The 14,979-nt window shown below is 34.7% G+C and carries 11 protein-coding genes; 8 read left to right on the plus strand and 3 right to left on the minus strand.

From position 1 onward, the window contains the following. The first annotated feature begins 1,036 nt into the window (after window positions 1-1,036). From hutH to ACFILO_RS06685, 8 genes are all read left to right on the plus strand, one after another. Window positions 1,037-2,575: a histidine ammonia-lyase gene (gene hutH / locus ACFILO_RS06650; protein WP_375678026.1), complete on the plus strand. Its 1,539-nt coding sequence runs from the start codon at window positions 1,037-1,039 to the stop codon at window positions 2,573-2,575. A 375-nt stretch (window positions 2,576-2,950) separates the two neighbouring features. Further along, window positions 2,951-3,340 (plus strand): hypothetical protein, encoded by a 390-nt coding sequence (locus ACFILO_RS06655; protein ID WP_375632399.1) that lies wholly within the window; start codon window positions 2,951-2,953, stop codon window positions 3,338-3,340. A 448-nt stretch (window positions 3,341-3,788) separates the two neighbouring features. Then, on the plus strand, window positions 3,789-5,171 hold the full coding sequence (locus ACFILO_RS06660) for an amino acid permease (RefSeq protein WP_375678027.1): 1,383 nt from the start codon (window positions 3,789-3,791) through the stop codon (window positions 5,169-5,171). Between the two features lie 943 nt (window positions 5,172-6,114). Further along, entirely contained in the window at window positions 6,115-6,276 is a 162-nt protein-coding gene (locus ACFILO_RS06665; RefSeq protein WP_375613123.1) for a hypothetical protein, read from the plus strand. A gap of 122 nt (window positions 6,277-6,398) precedes the next feature. Then, a complete protein-coding gene (locus ACFILO_RS06670; RefSeq protein ID WP_375613122.1) occupies window positions 6,399-6,812 on the plus strand; it encodes a hypothetical protein in 414 nt (137 codons plus the stop codon). Between the two features lie 363 nt (window positions 6,813-7,175). Further along, entirely contained in the window at window positions 7,176-7,577 is a 402-nt protein-coding gene (locus ACFILO_RS06675) for a hypothetical protein (protein WP_375652841.1), read from the plus strand. A 161-nt stretch (window positions 7,578-7,738) separates the two neighbouring features. Further along, on the plus strand, window positions 7,739-8,188 hold the full coding sequence (locus ACFILO_RS06680; protein ID WP_375632396.1) for a hypothetical protein: 450 nt from the start codon (window positions 7,739-7,741) through the stop codon (window positions 8,186-8,188). A 948-nt stretch (window positions 8,189-9,136) separates the two neighbouring features. Continuing rightward, entirely contained in the window at window positions 9,137-11,890 is a 2,754-nt protein-coding gene (locus ACFILO_RS06685) for an autotransporter outer membrane beta-barrel domain-containing protein (RefSeq protein WP_375678028.1), read from the plus strand. Between the two features lie 259 nt (window positions 11,891-12,149). On the opposite strand, the gene ACFILO_RS06690 is transcribed toward ACFILO_RS06685, so the two are convergent. Genes ACFILO_RS06690 through ACFILO_RS06700 form a run of 3 tightly spaced genes read right to left on the minus strand, consistent with a single transcriptional unit; the run spans window position 12,150 to window position 14,967 of the window. After that, on the minus strand, window positions 12,150-13,412 hold the full coding sequence (locus tag ACFILO_RS06690; protein WP_375678029.1) for an acetyl-CoA carboxylase biotin carboxylase subunit family protein: 1,263 nt from the start codon (window positions 13,410-13,412) through the stop codon (window positions 12,150-12,152). Beyond that, window positions 13,409-14,353, minus strand: a complete 945-nt coding sequence (locus ACFILO_RS06695; protein ID WP_375678030.1) for a DMT family transporter — start codon at window positions 14,351-14,353, stop codon at window positions 13,409-13,411. The genes ACFILO_RS06690 and ACFILO_RS06695 overlap by 4 nt, the downstream gene beginning before the upstream one ends. Continuing rightward, entirely contained in the window at window positions 14,350-14,967 is a 618-nt protein-coding gene (locus ACFILO_RS06700) for a DUF6421 family protein (protein ID WP_375678031.1), read from the minus strand. Before ACFILO_RS06700 ends, ACFILO_RS06695 begins: the two co-directional genes overlap by 4 nt. Window positions 14,968-14,979: the final 12 nt, after the last annotated feature.

Genomic DNA, 14,979 nt, shown 5'->3' on the forward strand with positions numbered 1-14,979 from the left:
TATTTGATAATTCTTTGTTTTTATGATTGTTTTTTGTTATTAAATGAGAGTGTTTTTAATAAATTTTGACAAAAACAACTGAAAAAGTACAAAAAATTATCATAATCAGAAATTTGTAGTAAAAAAGGTAATGGCTTGGAAGCACCTTTAAAAAACAACTCATTTTGAAATTATCTCTAAATTCAGATTCAATATAACAAAAAAGTAAAATATAAATATGTTATATGGAGCATTTCTCTTTTTTGAAGATATAATATAAAAACAATATGTTAATTAAAATTTTTGATATAAGAAAACTTCTTTTATTTTTATTTTAAATAACGAGTTAGGGCGAGTCTTGTGTGGTTTTATTGAAGATGTGTTTTTCAAGGTTTAATCTGGCGCTTTAAATACAATTTTAGAAGTCGCAAATAAGCTCAATTTCTTCTCTGTTGTGATGTGTTGAATAAGTTTTTTAATTTTCTATAGAGTTTGATTTTTGCAATCATGATAGATTGTGACAGCTATCTATTTAAGGTTTTTATAAGTTTAGTAAGAATAGCTTGATAATAAATCCATTGATTTTTTCATCTTTACGCTTCATAAAAGAATAAGCCTGCACCATCCACACTTTCATCTCCCAATGTTGCGACAGCTCTTGACACGGCTCATAAGAGGAGTAGTCCTTTTTTGTACAGTTTATCCATACGCCAATTTCGCTTATGACGTGCAAGCGAATGGTTTTGATTGATTCAACATACACAGATTTGGAATGAGAGAGTTTTAAGATATTCCGCTCTCTCATTCAATATGAATCATGCTAGATTATGATTATAAATTAAAGCTTTATCTATTTTTGAAATCCATGACTTGGTTGTGTTTGTCAATATTTCATTTTCATTTATCGTAAACTATTCTACTTTTGGATAATAACTCCATTGTAAGGAATACCTTTAAGAAAGCATTCTCGCTTTAAAGAGTCGTTATAGTTTTTTTTGTTTTATAGAAGGATCAATAATGCTAAACGTTATACTTTGATAAAAAAAGAAAGTAAATTATGACTATTATACTGAAACCGAGCGAGGTGACGCTTAGTGAGCTTGCAGCTATTTATTTTAATGGTGAAGTGAGTAAACTTCATAATGACACGCATTTAGCTATCGAGAAAGGGGCTCAACGCATTGCTGAAATTGCTGCTGGAAGTGAGCCTGTGTACGGTATTAATACTGGTTTTGGGAAGTTGGCTTCCATTAAAATTGATGCGGACGATGTCGCTGTTTTACAGAGAAACCTTATTTTGTCCCATTGTTGTGGGGTAGGAGAGCCTTTAGCTGAAAATATTGTGCGTTTGATAATGAGCTTAAAGCTTATCTCTTTAGGAAGAGGGGCTTCAGGAGTTCGTCTAGAATTGGTAAATTTGCTGGAAAATATGCTTGCAAAGGGCGTCATTCCTGTCATCCCTGAAAAAGGGTCTGTTGGTGCTTCAGGTGATCTAGCTCCACTTGCTCACATGGCGGCTGTTATGATGGGAGAAGGAGAAGCATTTTTTCAAAATATTCGTATGAGTGGGGCGGTTGCATTAGAGAAAGCGGGATTGTCCCCTATTATTTTAGAGGCAAAGGAAGGTCTAGCTCTTATTAATGGAACTCAAACATCAACAGCCCTTGCACTTGCTGGTCTTTTTCGAGGTTATCGGGCATTGTGTGGTGGATTGTTGGCAGGGGCTTTGACGACAGATGCTATCATGGGATCAACGGCGCCATTTCATCCTGATATCCATATTTTACGAGGACATTATGGGCAGATTGCTGTATCGAAAACATTAGAAAAGCTTGTAGAGGATTCAGAAATTCGTGCAGCACATTTACGGGGGGATGAGCGTGTACAAGATCCTTATTGTATACGTTGCCAGCCACAGGTCATGGGGGCATGTTTTGATATTTTGCTGGCAGCAGCAAAAACACTGATTATTGAAGCAAATGCTGTTACAGATAATCCATTGATTTTAAGGAATGGTGAAGTTGTATCAGGTGGGAATTTTCATGCTGAACCTGTAGCGTTTGCTGCTGATCAGATTGCTCTTGCTTTATGTGAAATAGGATCTATTTCTCAACGGCGTATTGCTCTTATGGTTGATCCAGCAGTTTCTTATGGACTTCCAGCTTTTTTAGCGCATAATGCGGGTCTTAATTCAGGTTTTATGATTGCTGAAGTAACAGCGGCAGCTTTAATGTCTGAAAATAAGCAAATGGCCCATCCTGCTTCCGTTGATTCAACCCCAACTTCTGCCAATCAAGAAGATCATGTTTCAATGGCTTGCCATGGAGCGCGTCGGTTATTGGTAATGAGCGAAAATCTTTTTACACTTATTGGCATTGAAACGCTTGTTGCAGCACAAGGAATTGAATATCGTGCACCTTTAAAAACAAGTACTTTTTTGCAATCTGTTATGGAATGTCTACGAAAAAATGTTGCTTCTCTTAAGGAAGATCGCTATCTGGCTCCAGATCTTCATCAAGCACATATACTTGTGCGTGAAGGGCACTTATTATCTGTTTTACCAGAAAAAATTTTTCCTTCATTAAGTTTTCAATAGTATTTGTTTGAAGGTCAATGCTGAAGGGCGGATATTGAATTTTAAAACTTCCTCATATGAAAATATAGAGGAGCGATACAATATTTGAATTATTTAATAAATCATATATTTATTACTGTATATATCTGATTTTTGTAGTTAACTAGATATTATGTTATTTTATAGAAACTATAAACTTAAAGCACCTATATTTTCTGATTTATATCAGAAATTTTAATATAAGTTAAATAATATCCACGAATTATATATCCGTGATATTATATTTCTATAAATATAAATATAAATTATAATATATGTATTGTATCGAGTAAAAATAAAAGTTTTATTTTATATTATTCTTATTTGTTAATACTTTATGAATTTTATAGTTCATTTTTGATATTTAAAATAAAAAAGGAGAAAGGAATGTTTAAAAGTGCTAAATTATGTGTTTCAATAACAGTTCTTTTTTTCTCTCAAATTCTTGAGATTCATGCAAATTTTAGGAGAGGTAGCTTTCCAGAGGAAGTTTTCATTATGATAGTGGCCCAAGAGAAAGAGCCTCTTATTTCAGCGAAAAACAAAGATTTTATTGCTATATCAGGGCAAATTCCCAGAGGTAAGGAGAACGCTATCATCGGACCAACAATCAAAGATGCTCTTTTTACCGTATATTTTTTTTTCATTGGAAAGCTTGTCGTTAAGGCAGCTGGAGTCCTTAAAAGATGGGTTGTAGATACACTTTCTCATACTTTTGAAAACTTGCGAGATTCGTATTATCATTAATTGAGCTATTCAATTGGCGTAAAAAGTTTTTTTATAAGCTCAAAGAGAGTTGGCTTAAAGTAACAAAAAATTAATTGTATGCATAGTTAATGTGTTTGTTATGAATTTTTAGGCTTCTATTTCAGTGCACTGAAATAGAAGCCTAAAAATTTAGATTATATTAAGGTTAATTTTCTCTGTAAAAAACTAGAGAATACGAAATGAATTAAATGACAATTATGAAAAAATTCATTATCACTTTATTTGAATAAAATAATACGAAATTGTAGGCTATAAAAGCTGAATAATTCGCAATAAAAGTATTTTTTCATTGTTTAGAGCAAAGTGTTGGACTGGCTGGTCTTCGATGTTTTTTGAAATATATTTGTGAAAGAAACATGAGGCTTTATTTCTCATAGAGCTGTTATCGTGGTGTGGATTGTCAGCATTTCAAAAAGTAAGGAAAGAAATGGCAATAAATGAACTGAAAAGAGGGATGAGTAAGCGCCAAGTTATTTTTTTAGCTCTTGGTTCTGCTATTGGAACAGGTCTTTTTTATGGGTCTGCACAGGCAATTAAGCTTGCGGGTCCCAGTGTTTTGATTGCCTATTGTATTGCTGGTTTAGCTATTTTTATGGTTATGCGGGCTCTAGGAGAGATGATACTTCATAATCCATTGCCTGGTTCTTTTGCTCGTTATGCGGCAAATTACATATCACCATTAGCAGGTTTTTTAACGGGATGGACATATGTATTTGAGATGATTCTTGTTGGTTTGGCTGATATTACAGCTTTTGCGACTTATATGGGGTTTTGGTATCCTGATGTTGCTCCTTGGGTATGGGCACTGAGTATTACATTAATCATCACAGGTATTAATTTAGCGGCTGTAGAAGTCTATGGTGAACTAGAGTTTTGGCTATCTTCTATTAAAGTTATCGCTATCATTGCGATGATTATTTTAGGAATAGCAATTATTTTTTGGGGGTGGGGTGAAGGTGCAGATTTTTCTACCGTTACTGTTCATAATTTATGGAAAAATGGTGGACTTTTTCCCAATGGTTGGTTTGGTTTTTTAGCTTGCTTTAGTGTTGTTGTTTTTGCTTTTGGTGGCATAGAAATCATTGGCATGGCAGTTATGGAAGTTCAAAACCCTCATCAAACGATTTCAAAGGCAATTAATTCTACTCCAGTTCGTATTTTGCTTTTTTACGTCATGACGTTAGCTATTTTAATGTCTCTTTATCCTTGGAATGAGATTGGTCTCATGGATAGCCCTTTTGTATCCATTTTTGAAAATCTTGGGATTTCATATGCAGCAAATATTTTAAATATTGTTGTTGTTACAGCGGCTATTTCAGCAATGAATAGTGGAATGTATGGTGCTTGTCGTATGATCCATGGTTTATCGCAGGAAGGTTATGCTTTAAAAAAGTTTCAATATTTATCAAAAAACGGTATACCAGTTTTTGTTATTTTGATGATCTTCGGTATTTTTCTTCTTGGTGCTGTCCTTAATTATTTTTATCATGAAAAGCTTTTTTTTCTTATTGCTGCAATGGCAACATTTGCGACAGTTTTTGTTTGGATGATGATTCTACTTTCACAATTTTTTATGCGAATTAAGATGCCTAAAGAAGCTCAGAATGGTTTAAAATTTCCCATTCCATTTTGGCCAGTAGGATCGATTTTTTCTATTTTATTTATGGTTTTTATTTTTATTCTCCTATGGTACTTTGATGAGACACGACCAGTTTTAATTATAGGTGTTATTTGGATTGCTTGGCTCGTTATTTGTTTCTATGCACTTAAACTTTATAATTTTAAGCAAAAGAAGCTGAATAAAATGTGAATAGAGAAAAAACTCAAAACAAATAGCTGATGTCATCAGGAAAACAGGTGTTTGATTGTTTTCTCTAAAGGTTAGAACAATCTAGATTGAAAAAATCTGCTCGTTATTATTTTGCTTTGGAAGTTTTTGTGAGCCATTGTTTACGGTAACGACAAAATCATATAAATATTAGGCGTTTTTTTGATGGTGAGCTGTGCCATCAATATAAGTCTTTCAGGTTAAAATGCCTAACAGTGCAAATAGATTTTACCAGATACATTATTATAGGCAGATATCTTTTTCTAAACGTATTAATGAAGTTCTGTTTCACGAAAGAAGTTATTGTAAGAATTGTTTTTTAGCTCTTTAAAAAATTGGTTGTTTAAATTTTGTTGTTTAGAAAATTACTATTGCTTTTAGAAGCGAAGATAAAGTTCTTTATGTATTTTTTCTCAAAGAGGATTGGCGTTGGTAGAAAATAGTGGATAACAAAGTTACATGAGGCATTGTATCATTGTTTTTACAAAAACTTTAATAAACAGCAGCAAGGTATTACAATAAAATCTCATAGAAGAGTAAATTAAAGAGAACAATGAACGTGTGACAGTTTTACGATTCTTATTGCTCTCACAAGAGGAAGGATCAAACTTATTTTTTTAATATTGATACAAGAGTAATTTTTATCACAAGTGGAGGCGGACAAAATGCACTCCGCAACTGTATTTCGGTGCAAAATTATTCGATATTACCATAAAAGGCGCTCAAGAACACTACAACCAGCAAAAAAATCATCGAAAAGTGGCTTTTTACACGAGAAATCTTCCAATAGCTCTGAACACACACAACAACAATTCTCTCTATCCTTGAGGCAACAGGCAATGTTGATATGGATGTACAATGAGATGTTACGATTATTGCTTCTCATCTGATTTCTGGTCAAGATATCAATGTAATGGGGGAAAGTATGACGATTGTTGGCATGACAGACCATCATAGCAGCCATTCACAGACGCATGAAACAGGTTTTGATGGGAATAAATTTGACTTTGTAAGCAGAATTATTGGCGGTAATGGCTATACCTACGAAACGATACCTGCTGGCAGTAACGTTTGGATAGAATGGTAGAGAGTGGCTACAAATCCCATAAATCCCCATACCTGTCTTGGAGATGCGGGTCCAAAATGCCAAAAATTTTATGGCACATCTCATTTAGAACAAAAGCCTTGAATTAGATCATGGAGTAAAAAATGAAACACATCGTAAAATTATTAAGTGCTGTAACTTTGTTAAGTATAGCTGGATGTCAGTTTAATAAGCCTCCTTCAGGATATTTGACTGCTTGGGAAAAACCAGGAGCAGATTTTACAGAGATAGGAAAAGGCTTGTTAGAATGTGGTATGCCAACTCCTTATGATGTCGATCCAGAAAACAGAAAGCAGAGCATCAATGCAAAAGCAACAACTTATGCTTGCATGCTTCAATCAGGTTTCCGCTATAAAGATGAAGAGGTAGCAAGAGCGGGTGGACCATGTTATACTTTTAGAGCCGAAAACTTGCCGATTTGTCGTTCAGGCGCTGTCATCCCGAGGCGCAGTGTCAAGAAGCGCTTGAACAGCCCTTTTTGTAAAAAATATAAAAATGCACCTGAATGCAAACCTTAAGTCTTGCTGTTTGTGACGATCACAATCCCTACCTTCATGTTTCTCATACCCGCACGCGGGGGGCTTAATTCAGCATGTCAATGCTATTTATTTATGGGTACCACAACTGTTGGCGCAATAATATAAAATATCTATTTTGGTTATAATCAAAATATTGATAATAATTATAAGCATATCGTTGATAGATAGATGATTTTAGTAATAATTTTACCGTATTTTTGATATAATAATTATGGCATAATCTTCGGAAAGATAAAAATAATATAGGTTGATAATGTTCATCATTGTTTTGGAAATAAAAAACAGCATGTAAAATAATTTATAGATTGTTTCGTAATATCAAAATTACTCAAGGATAGGAAAATGAAGCAGATTTTAAAATTATTAAGCGGGATAACCTTATTTGTTATGGCTGGATGCTACCCTGAGCAGCCTTCTCGAACAGCTGTAGATGCATGGGAAAAATCCGGTGCTGATCAGCTTGAGATCAAAAAAGCTCTGTTAGAATGTGGAATACAGCATCTTGATGGTCGTCTTGATACAGAAATAAGTACTGATGAGAAATTCAATGCTGAGGAGTCTGTGAATGCATGTATGATCCAAGCAGGTTTCCAAGATAAATTGGGAAGAATGAAGTGGTGTGAGAAATATAAAAATCTTCCAATTTGTCAGCCTGATGCAGTTATTCCTCAGCGAAGTGTCGAGAGGCGTTTGAATAGTCCTCATTGTGAAGAGCATAAAGAACAACCTGAATGTCAACCTTAAGTATTGAGGCTGCTGTAATCAAAAATCCTTCCATTCTTGTTTTTGTATGGGGGGTGGGATTGTTTCTTCAATATCTATATGCTAACAAAAGTCATCTTGCGTGTGAGTAAATATTAGAAGACTTATCAGTCTTTCTATCGTAAATATTGACGGAGGGGGAAATGAAAAAAACATTGAAATTATTGAGTGCTATAATTTTATTAAGCTCTGCTGGGTGTATTAGCAAACCTCCCCCATCGACGTTAGAATTATGGGAAAAGTCCGGTGTCAGTAAGTCTATGGTCCAACAAGCACTGTCAAAATGTGGTTGGAAACCAATCTACGCTTCTTCTGAAAATATGGATTCGCGTGCAAGTGATTTTGCAGCAGTTTATGAGTGCATGACTAAAGCAGGTTATCGGTACAAATTACAAGATTCAAAGGGAATCTATTTTTCATCAACGCCGCGAAGTGATTCATTTTTAGTCAATTTAATGGTAGCAGGGTATCAGCAGGTTATGGACAATGATACTTTTGGTGTAACCAATTCGACACAACAAGAGCGAGATTTGATGTTACGTTTTGAAAATGATAAAAAGCGCCAGAAAATAAAAAAAGCTTTGCACAAGTGATCATCAACAGTAGAACGTTAATTTTTAAAGCAATAATTAAATAAAAATATTAAACGGGAGAAGAGAGAAATATAGCTCTTTTGTCTCTAATGTAGTTATATTCATCAGCTACGAGATTGGCAATAGTGTTGTTGTCAGATGATGCTAGCGGAGGATAGTGAGTTGTTGTTTAGAGAAATTTATTCAATATAAAGAATGGCAAATAATAGCTTTGCTAAAATATCTTCTTTAACGATAATAAACAGATAGCTTTCATAGAGCTAATTTTGATGAAATTTTATTTTGGTGTTTTTTAAGTTCAGAATGGTGAGTGTTTTACTGTATTTTAGATTTTATCAAAAGATCTAAAATATTACATTTATTAATTCAAATCATTGATGATAGGGTATTAGGAGAAGTTTTTTATTTATTCAAATTTCTTTGTTAGATATCTAGCATTTTTAATATAGAAATTGTGTACATTAGCTTATACATTAGTGTGCAATTTCTTGTTTTTTTGTTGTAGTTGAAGAGATGATGCGGTTATAGATTTCGTATACTGTATCTTTTTGTGCTGTGTTTTATTAAAACGTTTTAATCGTTTAATCTTAAAAGTTATTCTCATTTTGTTGTATTTTTATTTTTTGGTGGTGAGATAAATTGAATATTATATCTCTTCAAAATTCGCATTTTTTCACGTTTTTTTAAGATTGTTTTTTTGGCCTTTTGTAATTGCAGTTTCCAGCAGTTTTTGAGATGCATTCTTTAAAGGAATTTTCATTCTAAATGGTATTTTTAAACTTTTTGTTCTTTCTTTACATAAAACACAAAACATATTATTGAATGCTATAATTTTATCATAAAAAATAAAATAATTTTGTTTGTTTTATTCTTGTTGTGTTTAATTTGTGGTTTATTTTTTTGCCAGCATTTTTTGTTTTTGTTGAAAAAAGAAAGTTTTGAAAAACAATGATAATCAAGGTATCTAACAATCACTTGTATTCGTGCGTTTTTACAGCAGCTATTTTTTCTTTTTTGTTAAATATAAATATTGAGGCACATTCTCATTCATATACATCACTGTCATGTGACAAAAACAAATTACCTTATGAATGCAGTGATGGTTCAAAGCATACAATTAGTGATAAAGTATATAAATTCACGGCGCCTGTTAAAGAAACGAATGGGGAGGGTCGTTCTCTCATGTTACCTGCTGCTATAGTAGTGCAGGAGCCAAATACAGTTATTCAGGCAATGCGTGTAGAGGTTGAAGGGACTGCGAGTATAGAAGATATTTATGGTGTTTTTGTATCACGAGGGGGAAAAATTGTTTTGAGCGATTCAGCTTTTAAAAATGTATCAATAGGTCTTAAAGCTGATAATGGAATGATTGAGGTTGATCGTGGAACAATTGAGGCTTTTCAGATTGCTGCTTATGCAGAGAAGCGAGGAGCATCTATTACGTTAACGAATACAAAAATTAAAGTGGAAGGTTTGGGTATCGGTCAAGAGAGTGCTCTTTTCGTTAGGGCTGATGCGGGTATTCAGATGAAAAGTGGATTTATTGATGTGAATGATGCTGCTGCGCTTTATGTGGGGAGAGGGGGGAGTGCGACTTTAGATGGTGTTACCATTGCTTCAAAATATCAAAAAACAGAAGACAAAGAAAATACAAATGAAAAAATTACACCTACAGTTTTCAATGTAAAACATCAGGGTTCTGTTTATGTAAAAAATACGAATATTATTTCTACGGATGTTCATGTTTTAACAGTTGGACAAGATTCTAACACACCATCCAATAATGGCAGGGAAGGAAATATTTTAATTTCACGGGTTAATATTGAAGATTCAACAATTAAAGCAATAGGTAACAAACATGGTATGTATTTTGAGAGGGATGAGGAAAATGATGCGTATGAACAGGGGCTTGTCTTTTTGAAAAGGACGATTTTTGAGGTTCCAGATGGGACAGCTGTTCATAGCCATAACAGTCGTATTTATATTGGAGTAACAGAAGGTACAAAAATTTTTGGTGACTTATTATTAACAGCTGAAAAGGGGGGAAGTGTAGCGATTTTGGCTAATTCTTCTTCATTGATAGGAGGGACACGTGTTGCCGATGATTCTATTGCTGAGCTTTATTTAACAGGGGGATCAAAATGGTTTTTGACAAAAAGAAGAGAGATCGATTTGCAAGTTGCAAACCGTACAAGTTCGTCTATTTCATTTGTGAAAGTTTCTGATAGTTTTATTGCTTTTGAGACTCCAATGTTTCAGGAGTATCAGACACTTCATATTGGGAAGGGAGAAAAAGAAGTTTATAGTGCACAAGATAGGGCAGATATTTATCTCAATACACGTCTCAGTAGTGATGGTTTGCTCGATAATAAAAAAACTGATCGGCTTTTGATACATGGTGATGTTTCTGGAAAAACGACAGTTTATGTGCAATTTGTTTCAGGAAATCAGGGTGAGATAGCAACCGGTGAAAATGCTCATAGTATTTCACTTATTCAGGTTTCTGGAAAAGCGGCAGAGGATTCTTTTCAGTTAAATCGTGCTTATATCGCATTAGAGGGTTTGCCTTACCAATATTATCTTCATGCTTATGGTCCAGCTTCTGCTCTTGGAAATGCACAAACTTCTCAAAGATTGGTTGAAGGAGATGGAGATTTTTGGGATTTCCGCCTTGAAAGTAAATATATTCAGCCTGCTTTAGAGGTGTCTGCTATTCCCCCTTCTGAGTTAAAGGTCAGAGAGGTTGTTCCACAAGTTCCGACCTATCTTTTGTTACCAAATGCGTTGTTTCATGTTGGGCTCATGGATATGAGTCATCAACAAAAGCAGTTGCAAGTTAGGCGGTCTATTCCTCGTAAATTATTAAAAGTTGAAGGGAACTTTGCTTTATCTGTCCACGGTTATGGTGGGAGTTATCGTTATGTCTCAGATCTTTCTACACTTAAATATGGGTACGATGGTCATGTTGATTATAACGCTATAAAAACAGATATTTTGCTCAAAACAATAGAGCGTGCATATAGTACGACATCTTTTGGGATTATGGGAACCTATGGAAAGCTTTCCTTACAACCTCATAACGTGGAACAAAGTCAAAAGAGTACATTTAATAAATGGTCATTTACGGCATATGCTAGTGTGAAACATTACACTGATTTTTACGTAGACGGTCTTTTATCTTATGGTTTGTTTAAAGGGGATGTGCGTAGCCGTGTTTGGGGTAAGACGGCGACATTAAAAGCAAATCCTTTGAACGTGTCGTTTTCTGCTGGTAAAGTGTCTATGACAGGATATAAAGATCTTATTTTTGATCCGCAACTTCAGCTTATTTATCAACATCTTCAATTTGATAAGTTTCGTGATATTGATGGATTTGATGTTGAGATGAAAAAAATAGATCAATGGTTTATGCGTGTTGGTGGGCGTTTAAGTAAAACATTTACAGCCTCTGAAAAGGATCGTATAATTTCTTTTTATGGCAATATTCATCTTGCTCATTGTTTTGATAAAGAACAATTTGTTCATTTTAAAGATGTTTTCCAGTTGGGTTCTTTCGGTTCTTCCTTAGAAACAGGTTTGGGTATCAATGCGCAGTTTTCTTCTAAAGTTACACTTCACAGTGATCTTAGCTATCAGCATAGGTTAACCAAGGCTGGTTTTTCTGGAGTTCATTTTTCTGGTGGTTTGCGCTATCATTTTTAAGCAATCTTTTTAAAAATAATAAATGTGATTTTCAAAGTTTTGTTCTACTATCGGAATTAAAACCATTGTTTGTGCAGAATTTTTTAATAATGGTACCATGTGCTTTAATAAATATGAAAATATCATGTTGATTTATTTTTATCTGCTATAGCATTTCTCAAATGCTTTAAAAAATTTGTCCATCTGATAAACAGATTTAAAATGAGAAAATCCTACAATATCGGGGTTCTTATTCAATATGAATAAAGATAAATTATCATTATAAATCAATGTGTTGCCATATGATGCTTAAGGTATCATCGAGCCATTTATGGTAATTGCGTGCTTCTTCGTTTGAGTTATGAACAGAGAAAATAAAACCAGGATATCCACCAAATGCTGGTGGAGGTGGTGAAATGTGATTGGTTTCAAAAAAAATGATAGTTCTGGCGGTTTGAGGATGCTGTGCAACCTTATCTAGACCTGAAAATCCAGAAAACCGTCCATGACCACAAAGAGGAATAATATAATTTGCCGCCACTTTTTCAGCTGGGAGTATATCGGGAAGGTCTGGGGTTTGTTCAGCTAAAGCGGCATTCATACATAGTTTTGCAAATGAAATTCCTGTACCTTGTTCAACAATAAAATGGGAAACACCTGATCCACCTATACGAGCACCGATCTCAATGATATAAGGTAAGTTATTAGCATCTAGGCGTAGCTCTACATGGGCAGCACCCATATTTATACCAAGAGCTTTAACTCCAGAGCATGCAGTCTCACATAAAGCAATAATTAAAGGATCATCTATATCACAGCGTTGACGATAAATTGTTTCTTCAAACCATGGTCCTTCGGGGCGTCCCTTGTCTCCAACGGCCAGAACATGTACACCTGCTGTATCAACAAAGCATTCTACGACAAACTCTTTTCCTGGCAAATACTGTTCTACGACTAAACCTACAGGTTTATTTTTATCATTAAAACGTGCCATGTCTTTATGCTGAACATTCCATACGGCTTTAATGAGATCAGGAAGTTCGGCGGAATTTTTAGCTAACATTACGCCTGTACTTGCCCATCCAGAGACGGGTTTAATAACGAGTGGATAATCCAAGGCTTGTGTTTTTGATAGGTCTTCTGGATGATCTATATAAAAGAATCCTGGTGTTCTTAAGCCTGCTTTAGCGAAAGCTTGACGCATGAGATATTTATTTCTGGTTAATGCTGCTACTTCTGGTTCAATACTTGGAGTATTGATTTTTTTTGCAGCCAAAGCTGTCCATAGGATGGCTTCTTCGCGAAGGGTCATAACCCCAGAAATATTGCGTTCTTTTGCTTCCTTTGCAAAAGTGTCTAGAGCTGCCTCTGGGTTATCAAAAACAGGAAGTTGCCAAGTTGAAGTTACTGCTGCGGGGTGTTGAGAGGGAACGCTTTCAGCGGTATCATAGATCATTACTAATTCGATATTAGCTGCTTGTGCTGCTTCAAATATAAATGGTAATTTTGCATTGCGCTGGCAAACTAACGCGAGTTTTTTCATTTTGTTTCCTCATTAAATTTGGAGTTTTGAGAATGGCGTTTATGTTGCCATGTAGATACCTTTGATGCATCTATAAATAAGAGTGTCATCCCTATAACAACTACAATCATAGCAATTATTTTGATCATATTGAGAGAAGGGCTCGAGCCGATTATCCATTCACATGCAATCACTGCAAAAGGGGATAATACGCCGATAGTGTTGGCGTATAATACGCCTCCTTCGGCTAAAACTTTTTGATATAATACGTAAACTGGTGCCGAGCAAACAGTTCCTAAAATCAATATTTTAAATATATCTTCTAACTTAAGATAGAAGAGTGGGGCAGGATCAAAAATAAATAATGGCATAAATGATGCTGCAGAAATTGTCGTGATCCAAGCCAGTGAGGTGAGCAAAGGTAGATTTTTAAGATAACGTTTAGACAATAAGCCATAAGCAGAGTAAGAAAGGGCTGCTGTTAAAGCAAGAGCTATTCCTATTAGGTTGTATCTACCTTCTCCACTGTTTATATTGAATGCCACAGCTGCTACACTGACAATTATCACTCCACTAAACTTCAGCCATGAGAATTTAAGGACATTTGTCAATGCACCTAATATATAAGTAATTCCTGGAATAGTAGCGAGCACCATGGTTAAATCACTGGCTTTGAGCGATTTTAATGCACCAAAGCTGCATACAAAATACAGCGAAAATCCTAACACTGAGAGAATTAAAAAAGAAGGTATCATGGAAAGCAATGGTAGGGATCTGAAAACAGCTTTCTCACGAAATACTGCAATCAGCCATAAGGCAGCAGCGGTGGAAAACAACCTAAGTCCAACCGCATGCATGACGGGTATATTGCTAACCAAATTCTTAGATAATAACCAACTTATGGAAAACAATGCTAGAATAGCAAAAGTAAATAATAATAATCGTCCTTTTATGAAACTCAATGATTTAATCCTCTAATCACTCGCTGTGCATAATATGATGTTGAAAAATTAAATCGTGACTGTGAAGTTTGCGGCTTACCAAGATTATTTTGGATATAATCCTTAGCTCCTGCCAAATAAGCGTCATCATCTAATGCTTCAAGTGCTTCTATATCTGCTATCATCAATATTATTACTTTTTCAAGACGCTCCAAATCAAATTGAAGATAACCTTGATTTGTTTCAATCAATGCTTTGTTCCGCATCAATATTTCAAAAAGCAAGATCCCTGTACCAGCATCGAATGTCATATGCTGATCAGAATCTTGTGGATAACGAAATATGCGTTCTAATAGGACAAATTCAGTTATTTCTTTCCAAAATTTTGGATGATTTTGTAGCATAATACGCACTGTAATTAAATCAACTTTAGTTTCTTCTAGAAGACCTGTAAACCAATTTAATTTTATATACAGATTTTTATCCAATGGCCGCGGTCCGGTATGATGTGCATAGTCATGATAATAGCCCCACAAACAGCGAGCATCGTAAATGTCTTCTTTAGATAAGTTACGACTATGCAATTGACCGAACAGGAATTTACTATCTCGACCGAGTAAACGTTCAGCTTCCACAATTGTTTGCTT

Origin of the sequence: Bartonella sp. AP72JLCBS (assembly GCF_042195705.1) — a bacterium.
In the GTDB taxonomy this organism is placed as follows: Bacteria; Pseudomonadota; Alphaproteobacteria; order Rhizobiales; family Rhizobiaceae; genus Bartonella.